This window comes from Pseudomonas sp. B20(2017), assembly GCF_002113125.1.
Lineage (GTDB): Bacteria > Pseudomonadota > Gammaproteobacteria > Pseudomonadales > Pseudomonadaceae > Aquipseudomonas.
In genome coordinates this window covers 532688-557132 of sequence record NZ_NEJP01000001.1, presented here as the reverse complement: position 1 = coordinate 557132, position 24445 = coordinate 532688, and the positions used below count along the sequence as shown (strand labels likewise).

Here is a 24445-nt window from a genome sequence, read left to right as displayed (position 1 = left end):
ATTTCGATCCGGTTCAAGCGATCAGTCATGACGATATGCGGGCAAGGTACGCCTGCAAGGACTGACGATTATTTGAATTCAACACATCTCCCCTGTGGGAGCGAGCTTGCTCGCGAAGGCGTAGTGTCAGTCGACGAATCTGTTAATTGACCCACCGCTTTCGTCGGATCGCCGCTCGGAGCAAGCTCGCTCCCACAGGGATTGGTGCAGTTCTTGAAAAATGTAAAAAGCCCCCGCAACTGCGAAGTTGCGGGGGCTTTTCGTTGGTGCGCTTCAGATCACTCTTCCGCCACCTGCGCCGTGTTCTGGCGTTTCTCGATCAAGTCCACCAAGCGCTTGGCCAGTGCTGGGTAGTTCTCGTCGAAGTGGTGGCCGCCAGGCAGCTTCACCGCTTCGCCCACTGCGGTCTTGTCGGTGCAACCGCTTTCATCCGTCTCTTCTTCACCGTAGATGCACACGACCTTGGCCGGTGGCAGCTTGGCCATTTCCGGGCCGGTGGCGGCTTCTTTGCCGGCGTTGCCGAGCCAGCCTTCGACTTCGATTTCGAAGCTGCCGGTGCGGGCGAAGGCCAGCAGGATGATTGCGTCGACGCGTTGTTGCTCGGTTTCCGGCAGTCGGTTGTAGATCGCTGGCAGGACGTCGGCGCCGAACGAGTAACCGGTCAGGATAAAGCGCTTGGTGCCCCACTTCTGGCGGTAGTGCTGCATCAGTTCGGTCAGGTCAAGGGCGCTCTGTTCCGGGCTCTTGTGCTGCCAGTAATAGCGCAGGGTGTCGATGCCGACGACCGGATAGCCGATCTTGGCCATCTCACCGGCCACGTCGCGGTCCAGATCTCGCCAGCCGCCGTCACCGGACAGGAACAGGGTCACGGTGTCCTTGGCCTGGCCGGCCGGGACTTCCACCACCGGGATCTGCAGGCCGCCGTTGGCCTTGTCGCCGCCAACGAGGATCTTGCGCAGTTCGTTGTTCAGCACTTGCGGCAGGTTGATGTCGTAGTCGCTGATGCTGGTTTCGGCGTTCGGTTGATCGCGCACGAAACCTGCGCTGGTGTCGTCCGGGTTGTCGTTCCACGCCACCAGCCAGTGGCCGTGGGCGGCGGCTTTCGGCAGCAGGTGGGTGCAGCCGGGTTTTTCCAGGGCCAGGTCGACGGAGACGGCCTGAGCCTTGTCGTCTTTCTGCTCGGACAACCAGCGCCACGCCAGCACGGCACCGGGGCCTATGCCGCTGACCAGCGTCGCCGGGCCGTTCAGTTCACGCAGGCCGGCTTGCAGGGCGCGGCTTTGCAGCAGGCAATCCTTGGGCAGAATCACCTGAACGATCTGCGCCGAGGCGCTGCGGCTCAGGGTGCTCAGTTGCTTGTCGCTGAGTTTCTGGTCGTCGTTGACCGCCACCAGCACCTGAGCCTTGGGCTTGGTGCCGGGGATGACCCGGGTCATGGCGGCGCCATCGGCCGGGGTGAGCTGTTCGAGAGTCGGTTCCGGTGCCGGGCGTTTGAGGTACCAGAAACCGCCACCGGCAATCGCGGCCAGCACCAGCAGTGCGACCAGGATGTACTTCAGGGAGCGTTGAATCATCAGCGTTTCACCAATCCAGTCAAGCCGCCCGCGATCAGGGCAGCAGTGTCGGCCAGCGCCACCAGCGGATCGAGTCCGGCGGGCACGGCCATATAACGGGGTTCCCAGTCAGGCTGGAACTTGTCTTTGAAGCGGCGCAAGCCTTGGAAGTTGTACAGCTGCTCACCACGGCGGAAAACCATCGAGCCCAGACGCTGGGTCAGCGGTGCCCCGCGCCGGGGTTGCAACCCCGACAGCGGCACCATGCCCAGGCTGAAGCGCGCGTATCCGTGACTCTTATAGTGTTGAATCAGACCGACCATCATGAATTCCATGGTCAGCTTGGGGGCGTCCGGATGCGCGCGCATCAGGTCGAGACTGGCCAGGTCATGGCTGTAGGTCTCGAGCAGGTTGGCGAACGCCACCGGGCGCCCTTCAAAGCGAATCACCGCAATGCGGAAATGCTTCAGGTAATCGTCGCTGAAACGGCCAAGGGAGAAGCCTTTCTCGCGCACGTTCTTGCCGGTCAGCCAGGCGTCGGAAATCACCTTGAGCTCATCCATCGGCGCCTGGCCCGCTTCATGGATTTCCAGCGACAGGCCGTCGCGGGTGCCACGGTTCCAGGTGTAGCGCAGGTCCTTCATCTCCTTGCCCTTGGCTTCCAGGTCAAAGCGATGCAGATCGACCCGGGCTTCCTCGCCCAGCTTGATCGCGGTCAGGCCGATGTCCATGTAGTACGGCAGGTTCTCGGCGCGCACCTGATAGAACACCGGGCGGGCGTGGTGGATGTCGCACAGGTCGCGGAACTGCCAGATCATCTCGGCCCGTTGCTGGCCGGGGCCGATCGGGTCGTACAGGGCCACCAGACTGCGGCCACGGCGGGCATACATCAGGAAGGCTTCGTCGTTGGGATGAAACAGCAGCGCCTTGTCGCCGGTCAGGGCCAGGCCGCCGTCCGGTTGCGAGGAGGCCATCAGAATCTTCGAGGCGCGTTCAAGTTCATCCGGTGTCGGCAGATGGATCACCGGGCGAGCGGTGCGCAGCAGCCAGGTCAGCGCGATCACCAGCAGCAACACGGCGGCGCCGAGCAGCGAGCGCAGGCCGCGCGGGGCGTCGGCGTCGAGGGTGAACTGCCACCACAGTTGATGGCTGTACGGAACGTCTTGATAAGCGAACAGCAGCAGCCACGTCGAAGCACCGAGTACGCACAGGCTGGCCACCAGATACAGCGGCGAGAACGGCAGTTCGGTCAGACGGCTTGGGCGATAAAACGAGCGACGGAACACCCCCAGCAGCGCGGCGGTGAGGGTCATCAAGGTCGCTTCTTCCCAGTCGAAACCCTTGAGCAGCGAGAGCAGGGCGCCCACCAGCAACAGAATGGTGGTCAGCATCCACGCCGCCGATAGCCGGCGACGCAGGCCTTGGGCGAGCATCAGGCACAACACGCCGATCAGGCTGGCGCCAAAGTGCGAAGCATCTACCAGACGATGTGGAATCAGAAAACCGATGTGTTCCAGACGGGTGTCGATCTCTGGCGTCGCACCGGAAAACAGCAACACCACGCCGGACAGGAACACCAGCACCGCGAGAATCGGTGCTGCCAGACCGGACGCCGCACGCATAGTCTGCGACTGAAACAGGCGCTGGCCTTCGTTGAGCAGCAACAGCACGCAGGCCACCAGCAACGGCAGCACCACATAGATCAGGCGATAAAGAAGCAGAGCGGCAGCCAATGGAGCGGCGCCGAGCTTGTCGGCGAACGCCGCGAGCAGAATCGCTTCGAAGACACCCACACCACCCGGAACATGACTGAGTACGCCGGCCGCCAGGGCCAGCAGATACACCAGCAGGAAGGCACCGAAGGGCGGCGCTTCCGGCAGCAACAGATAGAGGACGGTTGCAGCGGCGGCGACGTCGAGGGCAGTGATGACCAGTTGCAGGAAGGTCAGGCGGCGGCCCGGCAGGCGCAGGGTGCGACGACCGGCCCGGACCAGCAGGTTGTCCGGATAAGGTTGTTCCGGCAGGCGACGGCGATAGATGCCGATGGCCAGGATCGCGCCGAGCAGCAGCACCACGCCGGCAATCGTCCCCAACAAGGTCTCGGACAGCCCCAGTGCCTGCGAAGCGGCCGGCAAGTTGCTCAGAGTCGCAAGCGCAGCCAGCGGCGGCAGGGCGCAGCCCAGCGACAGGCTGGCGAACAGGGTCATGTGCGCGACTTCGGACGCGCCCAAGCCATGCCGTGCATATAGACGGTATCGCACCGAGCCACCGGACAGCATCGACAGGCCGATGGCGTTACCGATGGCAAACGCGGTGAAGCCGCCCAGAGCCAGGGTTTTCGGTGCCAGCGTCACGCGGGCATATCGACTGGCCGACCATTCGTAGCCGAGCAGAATGATGAAGCCGATGACTGTCGCACCGAGGGCGCCGAGCAGGGCCGGTTTCGGCACCTCCAGAATCGAGTCGTGCAGGGCGTCGAGATCGAGTTCGCTGAGCAAATGGCGACAGGCAATCAGCGCAATGGCGAACAACAGCAGTGTGACCGCCAGACCGATCGGCTGGCGGTATTTGCTGATCCGATCCAGCAGGCGCAGACGCTCAGGCTTGATCGGTGGGGTCGCTGTGACGGTGTCTTGTGAATCAGACGAGTTGGCGCGCATCAATCACCTCTTGGATTGTGCGCGACAGGATGGAGGTATCCAGCCAAGTTACCAATCCCTGTAGAAAAAAATAATCACAAAATACTACGCCTCTCACCGGGTATCGGCGAGGGCAGCTCCTGGATTGCAGACGCCTTGCCCGCGACTTCAAGCATAGTCGCAACTCGGCGGGTCTGAAGATCCTGAACGGTTCACTGCACAGTGACAGATCATTGTTGCGAAAGGACTTTTTCCACAGATACAAAAAAGGCCACTCTTTCGAGTAGCCTTTTTTGATGTTTGGTTGCGGGAGCCGGATTTGAACCGACGACCTTCGGGTTATGAGCCCGACGAGCTACCAGACTGCTCCATCCCGCGTCTGTGTGGCGGCATTCTACAGGCGAACGGCGGGGTGTCAACCGATAATCCCGAGAAGGGTCAAATAAGTGTGCAATCGCGGCAAACGGTCGCAGGGGAAGCGCTAAGTTTCGGAATCGGAACGATTTCCGGAATGTAAGACAGGATCCGAAAAACCGACGCGCACAAAAAAGGCCAATCTTTCGATTGGCCTTTTTTGATGTTTGGTTGCGGGAGCCGGATTTGAACCGACGACCTTCGGGTTATGAGCCCGACGAGCTACCAGACTGCTCCATCCCGCGTCTGTGTGGCGGCATTCTACAGAGGAACGCCGGGGTGTCAACCTTCAATTCGGATAAAACCTCTTCAGCTTCAACCGGTTAGCGCTGACAGACGGTCTTTTCAGGGGCTGCAGGTCAGGCAGGGTAAGGGTTTCAGCTCTATTGGAGGTTGGTTTTCGATTGAGAAAATAAATTCAAAGTCCGTTTCCTACAAACTGAAAAGAACATTCATACCACTGGTGCTATATACAGGTGTCAGTGAGATACTGCCGGTCCGGCTCGCCATGTTTCCTTTTCTGTCATGACTCAGCGAAAAATCATCCACGTCGACTGTGACTGTTTCTACGCCGCCATCGAGATGCGGGATGACCCGAGCCTCGCCGGCAAGCCGTTGGCGGTGGGTGGCTCGGCGGACAGGCGCGGGGTGATCGCCACCTGCAACTATGAGGCCCGGGCATACGGGGTTCGCTCGGCGATGTCGTCCGGACACGCCTTGAAGCTGTGCCCGGACCTGACCATCGTCAAGCCGCGAATGGACGCCTATCGCGAGGCGTCCAAGGAAATTCACACGATCTTCAGCGACTACACCGACCTGATCGAGCCGCTTTCGCTGGACGAGGCCTACCTCGACGTCTCGGACAGCGCGCATTTCGGCGGCAGCGCCACGCGGATCGCCCAGGACATTCGCCGCCGGGTGTCCAACCAGTTGCACATCACCGTTTCCGCCGGCGTGGCGCCGAACAAGTTTCTGGCCAAGATCGCCAGTGACTGGAGAAAACCCAACGGCTTGTTCGTGATCACCCCGGATCAGGTCGAAGACTTCGTCAGTGGCCTGCCGGTGAGCAAGTTGCACGGGGTGGGCAAGGTCACGGCCGACAAGTTGAGCAGGCTCGGTATCAGTGACTGTCTGCAATTGCGCGAGTGGGACAAGCTGGCGCTGGTGCGGGAATTCGGCAGCTTCGGCGAGCGCTTGTGGAGTCTGGCCCGTGGGATCGATGAGCGATTGGTGCATAACGACAGTCGCCGTCAGTCGATCAGTGTGGAAAACACCTACGACGTCGATCTACCGGACCTGCGCAGTTGCCTCGACAAGCTCCCGGAACTGCTCGAAACCTTGAAAACCCGCATGGCTCGGATCGACAGCAGTTACCGGCCGGGCAAGCCGTTCGTCAAAGTGAAGTTTCACGATTTCACCCAGACCACACTGGAGCAGGCCGGGGCAGGGCGGGATCTGGGCAGTTACCAGTTGATGCTCACGCAGGCGTTCAACCGCGGTGGCAAACCGGTGCGGTTGCTGGGAGTGGGCGTGCGGCTCGAGGATTTGCGCGGCGGGTTCGAACAAATGGAGCTGTTCGAGCGATAGGCGGACAAAAAAATGCCCGAATCAGGTTCGGGCATTTTTCAGGGGTTCAGTTCGGCCCCGGATCCGCCACCAGACGCCCCGCATCCCGGGTCAGGGACTTGAGGAATTCGGCCTGTAACTCAGGATCGTTGCGGGTCAGTTCGATCAGACTTTGTTCCAGCTCACTGGCTTCTTCTTCCAGACCCAGTTCCGACAGACGCTTGACCCGGTGCACCCACTGGCTCACTTCGTCGTCCTCCAGATCATCGTAGATCAGCCCGTGAGCCTCCAGCAGCTTGCCCCGCAGGTGGCTGCTGAGCATTAGGGACGAGTCGGAATGCACGTCATCCTTGCTATCTTCGACGCTGATCTGCAGTTTGCCGACATGATTGAGGTCGTTTTCGGCGAACGGGCTGTCCAGCAGGTTCAGACGCAGCACGCCGTTGCGATCGGTAGTCATGTCGAAGGTCTGTTTGCCGGCCTTGACCTGAACCGGACGCTCGCTCCACGGCAGGCTCGAATATTCCGTGCGCTTGTCGCGCTGGACTTCGTCGATGCCGGCCAGGTTCTGTTGCGCGCGACCGTTGGATTGCACGTTCATGAACGGGTTGAGCCCGGCGAAACCGTAGCTGAGCCAGTCACGTGTCACGCTGTCCGGCAGATTGCCGAGGGCGAACACGTTGACCACGTTCGCGCCGATACCGCCGACCACCGCCACCGCGCCCAGCGGAATCTCGTAGATCTCCCGCCATGGCTGATAAGGCGTGTAACGGTCGTAATGGCGCGTGACCTCGAACTCGGTAACTTCGAAGGTCTTCTGTTCGTTGATCTTCACGCGCCGTTGCGGCAGCTCAAGCACCTTGGGCTCGCCGACATCGATCTGCAGGCTGTGATCGAGCAGTTTGCGCTCGACACGTTCCTCGTGCTCACTGCGTTGTGACATGTGATTGGCACAGCCGCTGACCAGCAGGGTGCCGCACAGGGCGGCACCACCGAGGCCTAAGGTGTTTCGCTTGAACATGACGTCTCTATCTGGTTTCAGCGGCGGATACGGGCCTGAAGGAAGGACAGCACGTCGGCAACCGGCAGCGCTTGCGCCTGGCCTTCGGTACGGCTCTTGTATTCCAGGTTGCCTTCGGCGAGGCCGCGGTCGCTGACCACGATCCGGTGCGGAATGCCGATCAGCTCCATGTCCGCGAACTTGATGCCCGGGCTGGTTTTCTTGTCGCGGTCGTCCAGCAGCACTTCGAAGCCGGCCGCGGTCAGTTCCGCGTACAGCTTGTCGGTGGCTTCGCGCACCAGCTCGGTTTCATAGCGCAGCGGTACCAGGGCGATCTGGAACGGTGCCAGGGCGTCGCTCCAGATGATGCCGTTCTCGTCGTTGTTCTGCTCGATGGCGGCAGCCACCACGCGGGAAACGCCGATACCGTAGCAACCCATTTCCAGAGTCACCGGCTTGCCGTTCTCGCCCAGCACTTCGCACTTCATCGCCTTGCTGTACTTGTTGCCCAGCTGGAAGATGTGCCCGACTTCGATGCCGCGCTTGATTTCCAGGGTGCCCTTGCCGTCCGGGCTCGGGTCGCCGGCCACGACGTTGCGCAGGTCGGCCACGGTCGGAACCGGCAGGTCACGCTCCCAGTTCACGCCGAAGTAGTGCTTGTCGTCGATGTTGGCACCGATGCCGAAGTCGCTCATCAGCTCGACCGAACGGTCGATGATGATCGGCAGCGGCAGGTTCAGCGGGCCGAGGGAACCGGCGCCGGCGCCGATGGCCTCACGCAGTTCGGCATCGGAGGCCATGACCAGCGGGCTGGCAACGCCTGGCTGGTTGGCAGCCTTGATTTCGTTCAGCTCGTGGTCGCCACGGATGATCAGGGCGATCAGCTTGCCTTCTTCTTCAGCGTGCACGATCAGGGTCTTGATGGTCTTTTCAATCGGCAGATTGAATTTCTCCACCAGGGCCGCGATGGTCTTGGTGTCTGGAGTGTCGACCAGGCGCAGCTCTTCACTTGGTGCGGCGCGCGAGGTTTCACGCGGCACGGCTTCGGCCTTCTCGATGTTCGCCGCGTAGTCGGAGCCGTTGCTGAAGACGATATCGTCTTCGCCGGACTCGGCCAGCACGTGGAACTCGTGGGAGCCGGCGCCACCGATCGAACCGTTGTCGGCTTCCACCGGACGGAACTTCAGGCCCAGGCGGGTGAAGATGTTGCAGTACGCTTCGTGCATGCGGTCATAGGTGATCTGCAGCGACGCTTGGTCCGCATGGAAGGAGTACGAGTCCTTCATGATGAATTCGCGACCGCGCATCAGGCCGAAGCGTGGACGGATTTCGTCACGGAATTTGGTCTGGATCTGGTACAGGTTGATCGGCAGCTGTTTGTAGCTGCTCAACTCGTTGCGCATCAGATCGGTGATCACTTCTTCGTGGGTCGGGCCCGCGCAGAAATCACGACCGTGGCGGTCTTTGATGCGCAGCAGCTCAGGGCCGTATTCTTCCCAGCGTCCCGATTCCTGCCACAGCTCGGCCGGTTGGGTGCTCGGCATCAACACTTCCAGAGAGCCGGCGGCGTTCATTTCTTCGCGAACGATGGCTTCCACCTTGCGCATCACTCGCAAGCCCATCGGCAGCCAGGTGTACAGGCCCGAAGCGAGTTTGCGGATCATGCCGGCGCGCAGCATCAGCTGATGGCTGATCACGACCGCGTCGGAAGGCGTTTCTTTCTGTGTGGCGAGCAAAAATTGACTGGTGCGCATGGTTGGCCGTTGTCGGTTGCTATGACTGGAAATGACGGAGCAGTGTAACGGCGAGATCCGCCGACGTACAGAAGTGCAGCCCCGGCGCAAACCCTCTCGCCGGGTGCGAGATGTCTTACGATTCTTCCACGACGGAGGTCGGCGCGGGTTCCGGCGTCGGCGTCGGGCCTTCGCGGCGGCTTTCCTGGAACCAGTGCAGGGCGATCAGCACCAGGGTCGGAACGCCGAGCAGCGCGGTGATCAGGAAGAAGTTGTGGTAACCGAATTTCTCCACCATCACCCCGGAGTAGCCGCCGATCAGGCGTGGCAGCAGGAGCATGATCGAGCTGAGCAGGGCGTATTGAGTGGCGGAGAACTTCAGGTTGGTCAGGCTCGACAGGTAGGCGACGAACGCCGAGGTCGCCAGACCGGAACTGAAGTTGTCGAGAGAGATCGTCACCACCAGCATCTGCAGGTTCGGGCCCATGTCGGCCAGCATCAGGAACAGCAGGTTGGTGGCTGCCGATGCAGCGCCGCCGATGAACAGGATCGGCAGGATGCCGAAGCGCACGATCAGCAGACCGCCCATACCGGCGCCGACGAGGGTCATGATCAGGCCGAAGATCTTGCTGACGCTCGCGATCTGATCCTTGGTGAAGCCTTGGTCGATGTAGAACACGTTGGCCATCACGCCCATCACCGTGTCGGACATCCGATAGGTGGCGATCAGGCCGAGCAGCAGCAGCGCCTGCCAGCGGTAGCGCAGGATGAAGTCGTTGACCGGTGTCAGCACCGGCGCCAGACCGCGACGACCCATGGCCGAGAGGCACAGGCAGGTCAGCGTGGTGTAGAGAATCGCGCGCAGGAACGCCCGGTCTTCCAGCAGCAGGTCCAGCGGACTCATGTCACCAAACAGCACGCTGGCGAAATCGGTGTTGTAGAGCTGGGTGAACATCGCCGGCACGGACACCAGCAGGATGATCAGCACGAACACCGACATCAACTGATGCATGAAGGTGTAGCGCCCGGCCTGCAATTGGGTGCGCAACGGCACAGGGGGCTCGCGCATCAGCAGGGTGGTGAGCAGGGCAGGGACCATCAGGGCGCCGAACAACACGTAGGTGCCGGTCCAGGCGGAGTGCTGGTAGTTGAAACCGGTGGAGCCAAAGCCCTCGGCGAAGAACAGTGCACCGGCAGTCGCGAGCAAGGCGGCGACCCGATAACCGGACATGTAGCTGGCGGCCAGTGCAGCCTGGCGGTTGTCTTCGGCGATTTCTAGGCGATAGGCGTCGACGGCGATATCCTGAGTCGCGGAGGCGAATGCAACGACCACCGCAATGGCGATCAGCCAGGACAGGTGTTTCTGCGGGTCGCAAAAACCCATGCCGATCAGACCGAGGATCACCAGCGTCTGTGAAAGTACCAGCCACGAGCGGCGGCGCCCCAGCTTGCCGAGCAACGGCAGGCGCCATTGGTCGAGCAGGGGCGACCAGACCCATTTGAAGGCGTAGGCCAGACCGATCAGGCTGGCGTAGCCGATCGTCTCGCGGGCCACACCGGCTTCACGCAGCCAGACCGAAAGTGTCGAGAACACCAGCATGTACGGCAGGCCGGCGGCGAAACCCAGCAACAACAGCACGAGCGTCGAAGGACTGGCATAGGCGGCGAGCGCGGCGCGCCAGGTTTTACGGGGCATGGGCTGAAGTCTGCCTCAAAATTGCGAAAACAAAGCGCGCACTCTAACCGCTGTGCTCTACCGGGCGCCAGCCATGGCGCTGAATATCCACACGATTGTTCAGGACGGTGATGCCTTCCATGCGCAATCGCGCCCGCTGTTCGTCCCCGGACGGGCTGCCCGCCGGCAGGCTGATCCGACCGCCGGCGCCGAGTACGCGGTGCCAGGGCAGTTTGGTATCGCCGGGCAATTGGCTCAGGGTCCGGCCGACCCAGCGGGCGGCACGCCCCAACCCCGCCAGTTCGGCCAACTGACCATAGCTGACGACCTTGCCCTCGGGCACTTGGGCGAGGGTGGAATAGAGTGCCGTGCGTCGGATTTGCGGATCGTTTTCGCAGGCATGCATCGGGTCTGTCACGGGCGCGGTTCCTGAACTTGATCGCGTTATGTCCTTAAGCGTAATCGGTGCAAGGGCAATTGAGAAATGAACTCAATAGAAATAGCCGGGTCATTCCTTGTCAGGGAATTATTCCTACGGATAATGCCGACCATTTTTTCGCAAACTTGAGTCCCCGATTTGCTTATGTTGTCCAGAACCCTGCTGTGCCTTGCTGTCTTCAGTGCGTCCACACCCCTGCTTGCCGACACCGTCTGGTTGAAGAACGGTGACAAGCTGAGCGGCAAAATCACGCTGTTCGACGGTGGCAAGTTGCTGGTCCAGACCCAGTACGCGGGCGCAGTGACCATCGACTGGAAGCAGGTCAAGACGCTGGAGAGCGATCAGGAGTTGCTGGTCAAGCAGGACGCCTACAACGGCGAGAAGGCCAAGTCGCTGAGCGCTGCCGAAGACGGCAAGGTCACCCTGGCCAACGGCGAAGCGCCAAAAACCGTGGAGTTGGCGAGCATTCAGCAGATTCTCAAACCCAAACCGGTGGTCGAGGATCTGGTGTGGAAGGGCAACGTCGATCTGGCGCTGGATTATCAGCGCGCGGAAAAGGACACCGACGATTACGACATCGGCTTCAAGACGTCCGCCCGCCATGGTCGCTGGCGCCACACCGCCGAGGGCGAATACAACCGCGAAGTGCAGGACGACGTGACCACCACCGACAACTGGCGCGCCGAGTACGCACTCGACCGCTTCCTGACCGACAAGTGGTTCTGGCAGGGCCGTCTGAACTACAAGCGCGATCATATCGAAGAGCTGGCGCGTCAGCGTGTGGTCGGTACCGGTCCGGGCTACCAGTTCTGGGACGATGAGCTGGGGGCGTTCTCCCTGGGTTCGCTGCTCAACCGCACCGACTACCAGTATCGCGATGGCAGCAAGGACAACTTCTATTCGGTCGCGATGAAGTGGGACTACAACCGCTACCTGATCGGCAAGAAGGTCGAGTTCTTCACCAATGGCGAAGTCGGCAAGCCGCTGTCCGGCGTGGCCGACTATGCGCTGGATGCGGAAATGGGCCTGCGCTACAAGGTCACCGACTGGGCCTCGCTTAACCTCAAGGCCGAGCGCGACATCATCAGCGGCACCGAGGATGCTGACCTGAGCAAGACCCGCTACACCGCCGGCTTCGGCGTCGCCTGGTAAGCAATGCAAAAGATCGCAGCCTTCGCAGGCTGCGATCTTTTTTTTGCGTCCGGAAAAACAGACGCCCACAAAAAAGCCCCGCTTTTGAGGGCGGGGCCTTTTACTAAAGAAGCTACAAGTTAGATAACTTGTACTTCTTCAGCTTGCATGCCTTTCTGACCGCGGGTAGCGATGAAAGAAACCTGTTGGCCTTCTTTCAGGCTTTTGAAGCCGTCGGATTGGATAGCTTTGAAGTGAACGAACAGGTCGTCACCGGATTGTGGAGTGATGAAGCCGAAGCCTTTTTCATCGTTGAACCACTTAACGGTACCGGTTTGGCGATTAGACATGGTGTAACTCCTTGAACAAAGATAACTGCGACTCAGGAAGAACCCTGGCCGAGACTGAGTGCAAAGAGCAGGAAAAATTCTTGTAGATGGTTGGATCGAAATTCAACATATCGTGTAGAGATTCTCAGTGACACAAGCAGCACAGTGGCGCCACCTTAACCCTTTTTCCGGAACGTGCCAATGCTTCTTGCGAAGGTTTCTCTGTTTTAGGGATCGGCGGTGTGACGGTTCGTCGCCAGGCCGCGTAATTCCTGCACGTTCGGCGAGATTTGCAGCCCGGACTTTGAACCCGGCGGCGCGCCCGGTAAGATGCCGGACAGATTTTTTCCACCTCGCTATTCAGGACACCCGCCATGAGCATCAAATCGGACAAGTGGATTCGCCGCATGGCGCAGGAACACGGCATGATCGAGCCGTTCGTCGAGCGCCAGGTACGTGGCAGCGACGACAGCCGTGTGATCTCCTACGGTGTGTCGAGCTACGGCTACGATGTGCGTTGCACCAATCATTTCAAGGTGTTCACCAACATCAATTCGGCCATCGTCGATCCGAAAAACTTCGACGCCGGCAGCTTTGTCGACGTCCACAGCGACGTCTGCATCATTCCGCCGAACTCCTTCGCCTTGGCCACGACCGTTGAATACTTCCGTATTCCACGCAACGTCCTGACCATCTGCCTGGGGAAAAGCACCTACGCCCGTTGCGGCATCATCGTCAACGTCACTCCGCTTGAGCCCGAGTGGGAAGGCCAAGTGACCCTGGAGTTCTCGAACACCACCAACCTGCCGGCGAAAATCTACGCCAACGAAGGCGTGGCGCAGATGCTGTTCCTCGAATCCGACGAAGAATGCGAAGTCTCCTACAAGGATCGCGCCGGCAAGTACCAGGGTCAGCGTGGCGTGACCCTGCCTCGTACCTGATCCGTCCATCCGGCAGTTACCGGGAATTCTTCGGCGGGTAGACACTCTATGGGGTGTACTGCCCGATTCGCGGACAGCGAAACGGGCCTTCGCCGAGGAGTGCTCCATGAAGATCGATCCGCAAATCACTGCCGAACTGGCAAGGCTCGAGCCCAATCAGGTTGGCGTATTGGCCTGGTCCTTGTTGGCACACCCGCCCATCGCCATGACTGGCGGAATTCCTCACCAGCCCGATCCCGATACCCCCAACGAAGAACCGACCGAGCCCGGTGAACCTACCTTGCCGGACAAACCGCCACCCGCGCCCGTCGCTTGATTGAATGTATGGCCCGCCGGAAGAATCCTGAACAGGACTTCAGCCGACGGGCCATATTTCGTTGTCGCCTATGACAAATATCCGACAGCTGTCTTCCTTCTCCACCGGGTAACCGCCGGTGAAGGCGCCGAAGGCTGGCAGCAGGCTGATGCGTTCTCCCAGCCTGAAACACGCCAGACGCAAACGCTGACGCCCCTTGCCGTTCAACCGATAGACAGGGTGGACGTGGCCAGCTAGCACGTGCCGTTCAGGGTGCGGATCGGGCTCGTGCTGCAACGCGAAGGGCCCGAGCAGCATCGGCTCCGGCACCACCCGGATGTTCAGCGACTGCGGCGGATCACCGGCACGTTTATCGTGATTACCGCGTATCAGCGTGATCGGCAGATCGGCGTGGCGTGAGCGCCACTCAGCCAAAACACTTAAAGTGCCCGGAGCATGCGAACCCGGCCCATGCAGAAAGTCGCCAAGAAAGATCAGTTGCCGACACGGCAGTTTCGCCAGCAATTGCTCAATCACGGCGATGTTGCTCGCCGTGGTGCCCTGCGGCACCGGCTGCCCCAGGCGCCGGTAAGCGGCAGCCTTGCCGAAATGCACATCGGCAATCAGCAGCGCCTGTTGCGCGGGCCAATACAGCGCTTTTTCCGGCAGCAGCCAGAGGTCTTCGCCTGCCAGGCGCACGGGGTAGGGCGCGCTCATCAGGATTTGCCCTTGTCAGCGGTTTTCTCCAGGTCGCCGACCATTCGGCGGATGCGGTCGGCAAGTTTTTCCGAACTCATGCTTTCGCGCATGCGTTCTACCAGCAACGGAAAGCCGAGCGGTGTAGGACGTTTGATCAAATGCATGTCTAGCTTCATCCGGTTGATCCGCTCCAATGTCCGTTCCAGTCGACGAATATCCAGTTCTTCCCGTAGGACTTCTTCCCCGGCCTGCGCCAGTAGCAGATTGTCGGCGTCGTATTGTTTGAACACTTCGAAGAACAGTCCGCTCGAGGCCTGCACCTGACGGGTGCTTTTCGGCGCGCCGGGGTAACCGGCAAACACTAGCCCGGCAATCCGCGCGATTTCCCGAAATCTGCGCAACGCCAGTTCCCCCGCATTAAGGCTGGCCAGCACATCCCTCAATAAATCCTCGGGACTGAGCAGCGCGCCATCCAGTTGGACAGACCAGTCAACGGGCGTGGCGCTGAGCAATTCCAGTCCGTAATCGTTGACCGCAATCGAGAAGGTCACAGGCAGGCGCTGACTGACCCGCCACGCCAGCAGGCTGGCCAGTCCCAGATGCACCTGACGTCCGGCAAACGGATAGAGGAAAAGGTGCCAGCCTTCGCGGGATTTCAGCACTTCGGCCAGCAGATTGTTGACGGTCGGCAGGCCCGACCAGCGCAACTGAGTTTCCAGCAACGGTCGCAACGCCTGCATTTCCGGGCCGGCAAACTCACCGCTTGCCGCCGCGCTGAACCGGCTGACCACCGCTTGCGCCAGTTCGCTGGAGAGCGGCATACGCCCGCCATTCCAGCGCGGTACGGCGGCTTTTTTTGCGGTGCTGCGTTTGACGTAGGCGGTCATGTTTTCCACCCGCACCAGCTCCAGCAGCCGCCCGGCGAACAGGAAGCCGTCGCCGGGCTTGAGGCGGGCGATAAAGCCTTCTTCAACGCTGCCCAGCTGTTTGCCGCCACCGCCCTTGCTCCAGAATTTCAAATGGATTGCGGCGTCGCTGACGATGGTGCCGATGCTCATCCGATGGCGGCGCGCCAATCGGGCATCGGGGACGCGCCAGATCCCGTGCTCATCCGCTTCGACCCGGCGGTAATCCGGATACGCCGTCAGCGACATCCCGCCGTGGCGTACGAACGCCAGCGCCCAGGCCCAATCCGCGAGCGTCAGGTCGCGATAGGCCCAGGCACCACGGACCTCTTCGTACAGCTCATCGGGAGTAAAGCCACCGCCGAGGGCCATGCTGACCAGATGCTGCACCAGCACATCCAGCGGTTTGTGCGGTGACAATCGAGGTTCGATCCGTTGTTGCGCCACGGCATCGCGAGCAGCAGCGGCTTCGATCAGTTCCAGGCTGTGGGTCGGCACCAGAGTTACCCGCGATGTTCGACCGGGCGCATGGCCCGAACGCCCGGCACGCTGCATCAGCCGCGCCACGCCTTTCGCCGAGCCGATTTGCAGCACCCGCTCCACCGGCAGGAAATCCACCCCCAAATCCAGACTTGAAGTGCAGACCACGGCTTTGAGTTGACCGTTCTTCAGGGCTTGCTCGACCCAGTCGCGGGTATCGCGGGACAGAGAGCTGTGGTGCAGGGCGATCAAGCCGGCCCAGTCCGGCCGCGCTTCCAGCAAGGCTTGATACCAGATTTCCGACTGCGCCCGGGTGTTGGTGAACACCAGGCTGCTGGCGCAGACGTCCAGTTCGGCAACCACCTGCGGCAACATCTTCAGACCGATGTGCCCGGCCCAGGGAAAACGTTCGATCGCCGGTGGGAGCAGGGTGTCGACCTTGAGCGACTTTTCGCTCTGCCCCTGAATACTCACGCCGCCACCCTGTGGGATCAGCACCTGTTCGGCGTGGGACTGATTGCCGAGCGTTGCGGAAACGCCCCAGACGATCAGCCCCGGCTGCCAGCGGCGCAACCGGGCGAGGGCCAGTTGCAATTGCACGCCGCGCTTGTTGCCGAGCAATTCGTGCCACTCATCCACTACGACCATGCGCAGTGTCGATAGCGCCGTTTGTGCGTCGGCGCGGGCGAGCATCAGGGTCAGGCTTTCCGGGGTGGTGATCAGCGTGGTGGGCAGGCGCCGGTTCTGCCGGGCGCGTTCGCTGCTGCCGGTGTCGCCAGTGCGCAGGCCGACGCTCCAGGGAATCTGCAGTTCGTCCAGCGGCGTTTGCAGAGCGCGCGCGGTGTCGGCGGCCAGCGCCCGCATCGGGGTGATCCACAAAACAGTCAACGGTTCGGCGGGCGATGGGCGTTTGCGAGTGGTTTCAGCAACAGGCCCTGAGCGGGCAAAGCGATTGAGCGCGGCAAACCACACCGCGTAGGTTTTACCGGCGCCGGTGCTGGCGTGCAACAGGCCGGACTCGCCACGTTTGACCGCCGCCCACACCTGTTTTTGAAAGGCGAACGGCTTCCAGTCGCGGGCGCTGAACCAGGTTTTAGCGAGGTCGGGGGATTTCGCCATGCGGGCTGCGCGTGCTCTGGAGATGTTCTTCCAGTGACCGCAGGTTGGGCGTACAAGTTTGATTTTTGTAGACGATGAAGATGCAATGTGGGAGCGAGCCTGCTCGCGAAGGCGTCGTCGCATTCAACAGCATCGTTGACTGACGAACCGCTTTCGCGAGCAGGCTCGCTCCCACAGCGTTCTGTGCTAATCGTTATTTCAGATTGCCGCTGAGGAATTGCTTCAGGCGTTCGCTTTTCGGATTGCCCAGCACTTCCTCCGGCGCGCCTTCTTCTTCCACCAGTCCCTGATGCAGGAACAGCACCTGGCTGGAGACCTTGCGCGCAAAGCTCATTTCGTGGGTGACCATGATCATGGTCCGGCCTTCTTCGGCCAGGCCCTGGATCACCTTGAGCACTTCGCCGACCAGTTCCGGGTCGAGTGCCGACGTCGGTTCGTCGAACAGCATGACTTCCGGCTCCATCGCCAATGCTCGGGCAATCGCTACCCGTTGCTGCTGGCCGCCGGAGAGGAACGCCGGGTACTGATCCGCCACCCGCGCCGGCAAGCCGACCTTTTCCAGATATCGCCGGGCGCGGTCGTCGGCTTCCTGTTTGCTGCAACCCAGCACCCGGCGCGGGGCCATGGTGATGTTTTCCAGCACGGTCATGTGGCTCCACAGGTTGAAATGCTGGAACACCATCGCCAGCCGCGTGCGCAGGCGTTGCAGTTCATCGGCGTCGGCCACGTGCATGCCGTGGCGGTCGGTGACCATGCGGATCGCCTGGCCGTCGAGGCTCATCGCGCCGTCGTTGGGTTGTTCGAGAAAGTTGATGCAGCGCAAAAAGGTGCTTTTGCCCGAGCCGCTGGCGCCGATCAGGCTGATCACGTCGCCGGTCTTGGCCTTGAGCGAGACGCCTTTGAGCACCTGATGGTCGCCATAGCTTTTGTGCAGGCCTTCAACGGTCAATTTGTACATGGGACAGGCATCCTCAAGGCGAAAGTAGATAGCCGCTGCGATAGGCTTCGGCGCCCGCGACGTGGGCGATCACCATCCCGGCGGTGGCCATGCGCCGCAACGAGCGGGCATAGAGCAGACCGGAAGCGGTGCAATGGACAGGCGTGACCCGGTCGCTGATCGGGTCGATGATTTCGGCGATTTTCTGCCCGGCTTCCAGGTACTGACCGGGTGTGGCGGTGTACACCAGCAGCCCGCCGACGGGAGTGGCCACTGGTTCCACACCGGCCAGCGGTGTGGCGGGGTGTGGCAGCGCCGGCAAGGCTTTGGCTTCGCCGACGATGGCGCCGAAGTGGATCAGGTAATCGATCAGCGCCTGGCAATCGCGGCTGGCCAGCGGATGGGTGACATCCCCTTGGCCACGCAACTCGACGGTGACCGAGAAACTACCCAGTGGAATCTCGAAGTGTTCGCCGAAGCGCTCCTTCAATTGCCACCACAGCAGGGTGAAGCACTCGTCGAACGACTGGCCGCCGGAGTCGGTGGCCAACAGGCTTGCCTGGGATTCGATGTAGCGCGCCAGCGGCTCGACCTGCGGCCAGGCCTCGGGCGTGGTGTAGAGGTGAACCACGGATTCGAAATCGCAATGCAGGTCGAGCACCATGTCCGCATCGCAGGCCAGCCGTTGCAGGGTCAGGCGTTGGGATTGCAGCTGAGTCGTGGCGGTGTGACGAGCGAGGGCGTTGCGCAGGCTGGAACGGATCAGTTCGAGGTTGCGCTGCGGGTCATCGCACAGTTGTGCTTCGATTTCGTTGCCGATTTCTTCGCTGAGGTCGACGAACCAGCGGTTGAAATTCTGCCCGCTCTCCAGCTCGTAGCGGCCCAGTGGCACGTCCATCAGCACCTGTTCGAGGCCGACCGGGTTGGCCACCGGCACCAGCACGATTTCGCTGCGCAGGCGGCCGGCGGCTTCCAGCTCCGCCAGACGCTGCTTGAGGTGCCAGGCCACGAGCATGCCGGGCAGTTCGTCGGCGTGCAGCGAAGACTGGATGTAGATCTTGCCTTGGGCCTTGTCCGGGCCAAAATGAAAGCTGTGGATCTGTCGTGCGGTCCCCGGCAGCGGGGCCAGCAGGTCGTGTATCTGATGACGCATCTCTTATGGGTCCTAGTGGGTCGGGCCGAGGAACGCCAGCCATCGGCGTTCGGCAAGGCGGAACAGGCCGACCAGCGCAAAGGTGATGGTCAGGTAAATCAGCGCGGCGATGCCGAATGACTGGAAGGTCAGGAAGGTCGCCGAGTTGGCGTCCCGCGCGACTTTCAGGATGTCGGGGATGGTCGCGGTGAAGGCCACGGTGGTCGAGTGCAGCATCAGGATCACTTCGTTGCTGTAGTACGGCAACGAACGGCGCAGCGCCGACGGCATGATCACGTAGGCATACAGCTTCCAGCCGGTCAGACCGTAGGCCTTGGCCGCTTCGACTTCGCCGTGGTTCATGCTGCGGATCGCCCCGGCGAAAATCTCCGTGGTGTAGGCGCAGGTGTTCAGGGCGAAGGCCAGGATCGTGCAGTTCATCGCGTCGCGGAAGAAACTGTCGAGCACCGGTTGCGCGCGCACGGCGGCCAGGCTGTAGATCCCGGTGTAGCAGATCAGCAACTGGATATAGAGCGGCGTGCCACGGAACAGGTAGGTGTAGAACTGCACCGGCCAGCGAATGTAGAAGTGCGGCGAGACGCGAGCGATCGACAGCGGAATCGACACGATGAAACCGAAGAAGATGGAAGCGCTGAGCAGCCACATCGTCATCGCCAGCCCGGTGATGTTCTGGCCGTCGGTATAAAGGAAGGCTTTCCAGTATTCCTGCAGGAGTTCGATCATCGTACGGCCTCCCGGGCACCGGCGGCGTAGCGGCGTTCGAGCCAGCGCAGGATGATGTTCGAGGCACTGGTGATCAGCAGGTAAATGAGCGCGGCGAGGACCAGGAAGTAAAACAGTTGATAGGTGCTCTTGCCGGCGTCCTGCGCAGCCTTGACCAGATCGGCCAGGCCGATGATCGAAACCAGCGCGGTGGCCTTGAGCATCACCATCCAGTTGTTGCCGATGCCCGGCAGGGCGAAGCGCATCATTTGTGGGAACACCACGAAGCGAAAGCGCTGGCCGCGTTTGAGGCCATAGGCGGTGGCGGCTTCGACCTGACCGCGCGGCACGGCGAGAATCGCCCCGCGAAAGGTTTCAGTGAAGTACGCGCCATAAATGAAGCCCAGGGTCAGGACCCCGGCGCTGAACGGGTCGATCTCGATGTATTCCCATTCCAGGTAATCGGTGAGCGTCGTCAGCCAGGTTTGCAGGCTGTAGAAGATCAGCAGCATCAGCACCAGGTCCGGCACCCCGCGAATCAGCGTGGTGTAGAACTGGGCGGGCAGGCGCAGCAGTTTGACTTTTGACAGCTTGGCACTGGCGCCGAGCAGGCCGAGCAACACGGCCACCAGCAGCGACAACGCCGACAATTTGATGGTCATCCAGGTGCCTTCCAACAGCAAAGGGCCAAAACCCTTGAGGCTGAAGGCGGAGAGCCCCAGATTTTGTAGGAGGTTTTCGAACATAAATCAGCAACCTGACTGAATGAAAAAGGCGCCCATCGAGGATGGGCGCCGGGGCATTATTTGCCGCTGTACAGATTCAGATCGCCAAAGTGTTTCTTTTGAATCTCGGCGTACTTGCCATCATCGTGTAACGCTTTGATACCTTTATCCAAAAGCGCTTTCAGCTCGGTGTTACCTTTCTTAATACCGACAGCGGTCTTGGCTGGCAACAAGTGGTTGTCGACCGGCTCGCTGACGGCATAGTCGGCACCCTGTGGCGACTTCAGAAAGCCCAGTTCGGCCTGCAACATGTCCTGAATGCCCGCATCGAGACGGCCGGAAGTCAGGTCGGAATACACCTGATCCTGGTTCTGATAGGCCTGGGTTTTCACGCCGGCCTTGTCCAGCACGGCTTTGGCATAGGCTTCCTGAATGGTGCCTTGCTCGTAGCCGACGGTTTTGCCTTTCAGCGAGGCAACGTCGTTGGTGATGCCCGAACCTTTTTTCGACACGTACGCAGTCGGGCCGGAGAACAGCTCGCTGGAGAAGTCGATGACTTTTTCGCGGGCTTCGGTCACGGTCATCGACGAGATCACACCGTCGAATTTATTGGCCTTGAGGCCCGGAATCATACCGTCGAAGTCACTTTCGACCCATTTGCACTTGACCTTCAGCTCGGCGCAGATCGCGTTGCCCAGATCGATGTCGAAGCCAACCAGGCTGCCGTCTGCCGCTTTCGACTCGAACGGTGCGTAGGAAGGGTCAACGCCAAACCGCAGTTCTTTGTATTCCTTGGCCAGCGCGGAGCCGGCGGCCATGCACAACGCCAGTGCAGAAAGGGTCAGCAATGCTTTTTTCATTATTCAATCCCTAAGAACCAATATGAGCGCTTGTGGCGCGGAATGATTGTTACTGGAGCGCTTACGACTTATAGAAAGTAGCAATTTCCGAACCAGAGTCCCGAACAAGTGTTTTAAAAGGTGTAGGAAGTGCATGCCTGGGCCGGTCAGTGCACGAAAACGGGCGTGGAAAATCAATTGCACTGTTTATGGGCGTGATCGTTCCCACGCTCTGCGTGGGAATGCCTCAATGGACGCTCTGCGTCTGGCTCTGGATGGGACGCGGAGCGTCCCGGGCTGCATTCCCACGGAGCGTGGGAACGATCAATAACAGGGTTGATCATGGGGCAAGAACGATCGGGGAGGCGTAAGGAAAGGATCAGACCAGCAGGTCTTGCAAGGTCGCCAGGCTGTCGGCTTCTTCCACGGTCTTGTCCTGGCGCCAGCGCAGCATGCGCGGGAAGCGCACGGCGATGCCGCTCTTGTGCCGGCGGGAGAGGGCGATGCCTTCGAAGCCCAGTTCGAACACCAGACTCGGGGTCACGCTGCTGACCGGGCCGAATTTTTCCACGGTGGTCTTGCGCACGATGCTGTCGACTTCGCGCATTTCCGCATCGGTCAGCCCGGAATAGGCCTTGGCGAACGGCACCAGCGCTCGCGCACTGGAACCGGGCGGGCCGTCCCACACCGCAAAGGTGTAATCGCTGTAGAGACTGGCGCGGCGACCGTGGCCGCGCTGGGCGTAGATGAGTACCGCGTCGACGCTGAACGGATCGACCTTCCATTTCCACCACACGCCCATGTCCTTGGTCCGGCCGACGCCGTACATTGCGTCCCGGGCCTTGAGCATCATGCCTTCGACCCCAAGACGTCTGGAGGCCTCGCGCTGGCGAGCGAGGTCGAACCAGTCGTCTCCCGTCAGAATCGGCGAAGGCAGCAGCACCGAGTTGTTGCATTTGGCGATGACCTGCTCCAGTTGCTCACGACGCCTGGCCTGTGGCTGGTTGCGCCAGTCTTCGCCCTGCCATTCGAGCAGGTCGTAGGCGAGTACTACCACCGGCGCGTCTTCGAGGATTTTCCGGTCCAGCGACTTGCGGCCGATCCGCTGCTGCAACAACGCGAACGGTTGCACCGCCGGGGCTTCTGTCGACTGCGGATCGAACGCATCTTCAGTGACCGGGCGGTTGTTCTTCCACACCACGATTTCGCCGTCGATCACTGTGCCGTCGGGCAAACCGTGCACCAGTGTGTCGAGTTCGGGAAAGCGTTCGGTCACCAGTTCTTCGCCCCGGGACCAGACCCACAATTTCCCGTCACGCTTGACCACCTGCGCGCGGATGCCATCCCACTTCCACTCCACCTGCCAGTGGCTGGCCGGCCCGAGCAATGCGTCGAAGGTTTCCACCGGTTGCGCCAACGCGTGGGCGAGGAAAAACGGGTAGGGCTGACCACCGCGATGAGCGTGCTCGTCGCTGGATTCTGGGGCGATCAGTTTCAGGTAGCTGGCGGCGTTCGGCCGGTTGGACAGGTCGGTGTAACCCACCAATCGTTGCGCCACGCGTTTGCTGTCGAGCCCAGCCATCGAAGCCAGGGCGCGGGTCACCAGCAGTTTGGACACGCCGACCCGGAAGCTGCCGGTGATCAGTTTGATGCACAGCATCAGGCTCGGCCGATCCAGTTGCGCCCACAGCGCGGGTAACTGGTGAGCGAGGTATTCCGGGGTTTCACCGCGCAGGGGCAACAGTTTGTTTTCGATCCACTCGGCGAGGCCGGCCTCGGAGGTGTGCGGGTGTTCCGGCAGCACCAGCGAGATGGTTTCCGCCAGATCGCCGACCGCTTGATAGCTCTCCTCGAACAGCCACGGCGCCAGCCCGGACACTTCGACCGCCAAATCCCGCAGGATCCGCACCGGCACCAGTTGCCGAGGCCGCCCGCCGGACAAAAAGTACACCGCCCACGCGGCATCTTGCGGTTGCGCCTGGGCGAAGTAGGTTTGCATGGCCGCCAGTTTGGCGTTGCTGGACGTAGTGGCGTCTAGCTCGGCGTACAACCCGGCGAAGTCTTTCATGGTTGCACCTCGGCAACGGCGGGCGTGGCGGTTGAAAGCTCTTCTTCATCGTCACCGTATTCGGTGTTGAAACCTTGTGCGTCCAGCCCTTTTTCGCGCAGGTGGCGCACCAGCACGCCAATCGAGCCATGGGTGACCATGACTCGCTCGGCGCCGGTCTGTTCGATGGCCCACAACAGGCCGGGCCAGTCGGCGTGATCCGAGAGCACGAAACCGCGGTCCACCCCGCGCCGCCGACGGGTGCCGCGCAGGCGCATCCAGCCGCTGGCGAAGCTGTCGCTGTAATCGCCGAACCGGCGCATCCAGCTGCTGCCGCCCGCCGAGGGCGGGGCGATGACCAGCGCCTGGCGCATCATCGGGTCGTTCTTTTTCACGTCGCCGGCGTAGATCGTCGGTGGCAGGTAGACACCGGCCTCGCGGTACACGCGATTCAGTGGCTCGACCGCACCGTGGCTGAGGATCGGCCCGAGGGTTTCGTCGATGCCGTGGAGAATCCGCTGGGCCTTGCCGAACGAATAGCAGAACAGCACGCTGGCCTTGCCGGCCTCGATGTTGGCCTGCCACCACTGGTTAATCTCGGCGAACACCTGCGCCTGCGGCTGCCAGCGGTAGATCGGCAGGCCGAAGGTTGATTCGGTGATGAAGGTGTGGCAGCGCACCGGTTCGAACGGCGCGCAGGTGCCGTCGGGTTCGATTTTGTAGTCGCCGGACGCGACCCAGACTTCGCCGCCGTATTCCAGCCGCACCTGGGCCGAGCCGAGCACATGGCCGGCAGGATGAAAACTCAGGGTGACGCCGTGATGGGTCAGGCGCTGACCGTAGTCGAGGGTTTGCAGGTTTATGTCCTGGCCCAGTCGCGCGCGCAGAATCCCTTCGCCGGCACTGGCAGCCAGGTAATGCTGGTTGCCGCCACGGGCATGATCGCCATGGGCATGGGTGATCACCGAGCGCTCGACGGGCCGCCACGGGTCAATGTAGAAATCCCCGGCGGGGCAGTAGAGGCCTTCGGGGCGGGCGATAACAAGGTCCATGGCGTTACCGGGATGGAGGGACTTGTTAGCTATGAGGTTGGCGCGAAGTCAGAAGTTCTATTGATTTTCTGA

20 protein-coding genes and 2 tRNA genes are annotated in these 24445 nt (G+C 61.3%); 4 read left to right on the top strand and 18 right to left on the bottom strand.

The features are described from left to right. Positions 1-278 precede the first annotated feature (278 nt). The 4 genes from CAF63_RS02725 to CAF63_RS02710 all read right to left on the bottom strand — a co-directional run bounded on the left by CAF63_RS02725 (position 279) and on the right by CAF63_RS02710 (position 4851). Complete coding sequence (locus tag CAF63_RS02725; RefSeq protein ID WP_064593891.1) at positions 279-1574, bottom strand: virulence factor family protein; 1296 nt, start codon at positions 1572-1574, stop codon at positions 279-281. Next, a complete protein-coding gene (mprF, locus tag CAF63_RS02720; protein ID WP_085683306.1) occupies positions 1574-4213 on the bottom strand; it encodes a bifunctional lysylphosphatidylglycerol flippase/synthetase MprF in 2640 nt (879 codons plus the stop codon). Before mprF ends, CAF63_RS02725 begins: the two co-directional genes overlap by 1 nt. Before the next feature lie 280 nt (positions 4214-4493). Further along, positions 4494-4570, bottom strand: a tRNA-Met gene (locus CAF63_RS02715). 204 nt (positions 4571-4774) lie between these two features. Next, positions 4775-4851 (bottom strand) — tRNA-Met (locus CAF63_RS02710). Positions 4852-5131: 280 nt separating this feature from the next. Here CAF63_RS02710 and dinB point away from each other — a divergent pair. Beyond that, entirely contained in the window at positions 5132-6193 is a 1062-nt protein-coding gene (gene dinB, locus CAF63_RS02705; protein ID WP_085683305.1) for a DNA polymerase IV, read from the top strand. Between the two features lie 46 nt (positions 6194-6239). Here the strand turns inward: dinB and CAF63_RS02700 are convergent, their stop codons facing one another. The 4 genes from CAF63_RS02700 to CAF63_RS02685 form a co-directional block, all read right to left on the bottom strand. Then, a complete protein-coding gene (locus tag CAF63_RS02700; RefSeq protein WP_085683304.1) occupies positions 6240-7193 on the bottom strand; it encodes a hypothetical protein in 954 nt (317 codons plus the stop codon). A 17-nt stretch (positions 7194-7210) separates the two neighbouring features. Then, entirely contained in the window at positions 7211-8926 is a 1716-nt protein-coding gene (locus CAF63_RS02695; protein WP_085683303.1) for a proline--tRNA ligase, read from the bottom strand. Positions 8927-9041: 115 nt separating this feature from the next. Further along, positions 9042-10601 (bottom strand): AmpG family muropeptide MFS transporter, encoded by a 1560-nt coding sequence (locus CAF63_RS02690; protein ID WP_007954981.1) that lies wholly within the window; start codon positions 10599-10601, stop codon positions 9042-9044. A 43-nt stretch (positions 10602-10644) separates the two neighbouring features. Beyond that, positions 10645-10986 carry an MGMT family protein gene (locus tag CAF63_RS02685; RefSeq protein ID WP_178081258.1) on the bottom strand — a complete coding sequence of 114 codons (342 nt, stop codon included), beginning with the start codon at positions 10984-10986 and terminating at the stop codon, positions 10645-10647. Between the two features lie 177 nt (positions 10987-11163). Here CAF63_RS02685 and CAF63_RS02680 point away from each other — a divergent pair, with 177 nt between their 5' ends. Next, positions 11164-12171, top strand: coding sequence for a DUF481 domain-containing protein (locus tag CAF63_RS02680; protein ID WP_007954986.1), 1008 nt, complete (start codon positions 11164-11166; stop codon positions 12169-12171). A gap of 119 nt (positions 12172-12290) precedes the next feature. Here the strand turns inward: CAF63_RS02680 and CAF63_RS02675 are convergent, their stop codons facing one another. Beyond that, positions 12291-12500, bottom strand: coding sequence for a cold-shock protein (locus tag CAF63_RS02675; RefSeq protein ID WP_002554837.1), 210 nt, complete (start codon positions 12498-12500; stop codon positions 12291-12293). 353 nt (positions 12501-12853) lie between these two features. On the opposite strand from CAF63_RS02675, the gene dcd reads away from it, so the two are divergent. Together dcd and CAF63_RS02665 are read left to right on the top strand one after the other, a co-directional pair. After that, complete coding sequence (gene dcd, locus CAF63_RS02670; protein WP_007954988.1) at positions 12854-13420, top strand: dCTP deaminase; 567 nt, start codon at positions 12854-12856, stop codon at positions 13418-13420. A gap of 106 nt (positions 13421-13526) precedes the next feature. Continuing rightward, complete coding sequence (locus CAF63_RS02665; RefSeq protein ID WP_085683301.1) at positions 13527-13736, top strand: hypothetical protein; 210 nt, start codon at positions 13527-13529, stop codon at positions 13734-13736. 39 nt (positions 13737-13775) lie between these two features. Here the strand turns inward: CAF63_RS02665 and pdeM are convergent, their stop codons facing one another. The 9 genes from pdeM to CAF63_RS02620 form a co-directional block, all read right to left on the bottom strand. After that, positions 13776-14432: a ligase-associated DNA damage response endonuclease PdeM gene (gene pdeM / locus CAF63_RS02660; RefSeq protein WP_085683300.1), complete on the bottom strand. Its 657-nt coding sequence runs from the start codon at positions 14430-14432 to the stop codon at positions 13776-13778. Beyond that, positions 14432-16918, bottom strand: coding sequence for a ligase-associated DNA damage response DEXH box helicase (locus tag CAF63_RS02655; RefSeq protein ID WP_085683299.1), 2487 nt, complete (start codon positions 16916-16918; stop codon positions 14432-14434). Before CAF63_RS02655 ends, pdeM begins: the two co-directional genes overlap by 1 nt. 193 nt (positions 16919-17111) lie before the next feature. Further along, complete coding sequence (locus CAF63_RS02650; RefSeq protein WP_007954993.1) at positions 17112-17876, bottom strand: ABC transporter ATP-binding protein; 765 nt, start codon at positions 17874-17876, stop codon at positions 17112-17114. A 13-nt stretch (positions 17877-17889) separates the two neighbouring features. Beyond that, the gene (locus tag CAF63_RS02645; protein ID WP_085683298.1) at positions 17890-19008 is read right to left on the bottom strand and encodes a succinylglutamate desuccinylase/aspartoacylase family protein; all 1119 of its coding nucleotides are present in this window, start codon (positions 19006-19008) and stop codon (positions 17890-17892) included. A 12-nt stretch (positions 19009-19020) separates the two neighbouring features. Beyond that, positions 19021-19731, bottom strand: coding sequence for an ABC transporter permease (locus tag CAF63_RS02640; protein ID WP_085683297.1), 711 nt, complete (start codon positions 19729-19731; stop codon positions 19021-19023). Beyond that, positions 19728-20456 (bottom strand): ABC transporter permease, encoded by a 729-nt coding sequence (locus tag CAF63_RS02635; RefSeq protein WP_085683296.1) that lies wholly within the window; start codon positions 20454-20456, stop codon positions 19728-19730. The genes CAF63_RS02640 and CAF63_RS02635 overlap by 4 nt, the downstream gene beginning before the upstream one ends. Before the next feature lie 56 nt (positions 20457-20512). After that, the gene (locus CAF63_RS02630; RefSeq protein WP_085683295.1) at positions 20513-21295 is read right to left on the bottom strand and encodes a transporter substrate-binding domain-containing protein; all 783 of its coding nucleotides are present in this window, start codon (positions 21293-21295) and stop codon (positions 20513-20515) included. Positions 21296-21653: 358 nt separating this feature from the next. Beyond that, positions 21654-23342 carry an ATP-dependent DNA ligase gene (locus tag CAF63_RS02625; protein ID WP_085683294.1) on the bottom strand — a complete coding sequence of 563 codons (1689 nt, stop codon included), beginning with the start codon at positions 23340-23342 and terminating at the stop codon, positions 21654-21656. Then, entirely contained in the window at positions 23339-24373 is a 1035-nt protein-coding gene (locus CAF63_RS02620; RefSeq protein WP_007955006.1) for a ligase-associated DNA damage response exonuclease, read from the bottom strand. The genes CAF63_RS02625 and CAF63_RS02620 overlap by 4 nt, the downstream gene beginning before the upstream one ends. Between the last annotated feature and the right edge of the window lie 72 nt (positions 24374-24445).

Coding starts and splice junctions, on each gene's coding strand:
- CAF63_RS02725 (WP_064593891.1), bottom strand. CDS start 1,574: ATGATTCAACGCTCCCTGAAGTACATCCTGGTCGCACTGCTGGTGCTG.
- mprF (WP_085683306.1), bottom strand. CDS start 4,213: ATGCGCGCCAACTCGTCTGATTCACAAGACACCGTCACAGCGACCCCA.
- dinB (WP_085683305.1), top strand. CDS start 5,132: ATGACTCAGCGAAAAATCATCCACGTCGACTGTGACTGTTTCTACGCC.
- CAF63_RS02700 (WP_085683304.1), bottom strand. CDS start 7,193: ATGTTCAAGCGAAACACCTTAGGCCTCGGTGGTGCCGCCCTGTGCGGC.
- CAF63_RS02695 (WP_085683303.1), bottom strand. CDS start 8,926: ATGCGCACCAGTCAATTTTTGCTCGCCACACAGAAAGAAACGCCTTCC.
- CAF63_RS02690 (WP_007954981.1), bottom strand. CDS start 10,601: ATGCCCCGTAAAACCTGGCGCGCCGCGCTCGCCGCCTATGCCAGTCCT.
- CAF63_RS02685 (WP_178081258.1), bottom strand. CDS start 10,986: ATGCATGCCTGCGAAAACGATCCGCAAATCCGACGCACGGCACTCTAT.
- CAF63_RS02680 (WP_007954986.1), top strand. CDS start 11,164: ATGTTGTCCAGAACCCTGCTGTGCCTTGCTGTCTTCAGTGCGTCCACA.
- CAF63_RS02675 (WP_002554837.1), bottom strand. CDS start 12,500: ATGTCTAATCGCCAAACCGGTACCGTTAAGTGGTTCAACGATGAAAAA.
- dcd (WP_007954988.1), top strand. CDS start 12,854: ATGAGCATCAAATCGGACAAGTGGATTCGCCGCATGGCGCAGGAACAC.
- CAF63_RS02665 (WP_085683301.1), top strand. CDS start 13,527: ATGAAGATCGATCCGCAAATCACTGCCGAACTGGCAAGGCTCGAGCCC.
- pdeM (WP_085683300.1), bottom strand. CDS start 14,432: ATGAGCGCGCCCTACCCCGTGCGCCTGGCAGGCGAAGACCTCTGGCTG.
- CAF63_RS02655 (WP_085683299.1), bottom strand. CDS start 16,918: ATGGCGAAATCCCCCGACCTCGCTAAAACCTGGTTCAGCGCCCGCGAC.
- CAF63_RS02650 (WP_007954993.1), bottom strand. CDS start 17,876: ATGTACAAATTGACCGTTGAAGGCCTGCACAAAAGCTATGGCGACCAT.
- CAF63_RS02645 (WP_085683298.1), bottom strand. CDS start 19,008: ATGCGTCATCAGATACACGACCTGCTGGCCCCGCTGCCGGGGACCGCA.
- CAF63_RS02640 (WP_085683297.1), bottom strand. CDS start 19,731: ATGATCGAACTCCTGCAGGAATACTGGAAAGCCTTCCTTTATACCGAC.
- CAF63_RS02635 (WP_085683296.1), bottom strand. CDS start 20,456: ATGTTCGAAAACCTCCTACAAAATCTGGGGCTCTCCGCCTTCAGCCTC.
- CAF63_RS02630 (WP_085683295.1), bottom strand. CDS start 21,295: ATGAAAAAAGCATTGCTGACCCTTTCTGCACTGGCGTTGTGCATGGCC.
- CAF63_RS02625 (WP_085683294.1), bottom strand. CDS start 23,342: ATGAAAGACTTCGCCGGGTTGTACGCCGAGCTAGACGCCACTACGTCC.
- CAF63_RS02620 (WP_007955006.1), bottom strand. CDS start 24,373: ATGGACCTTGTTATCGCCCGCCCCGAAGGCCTCTACTGCCCCGCCGGG.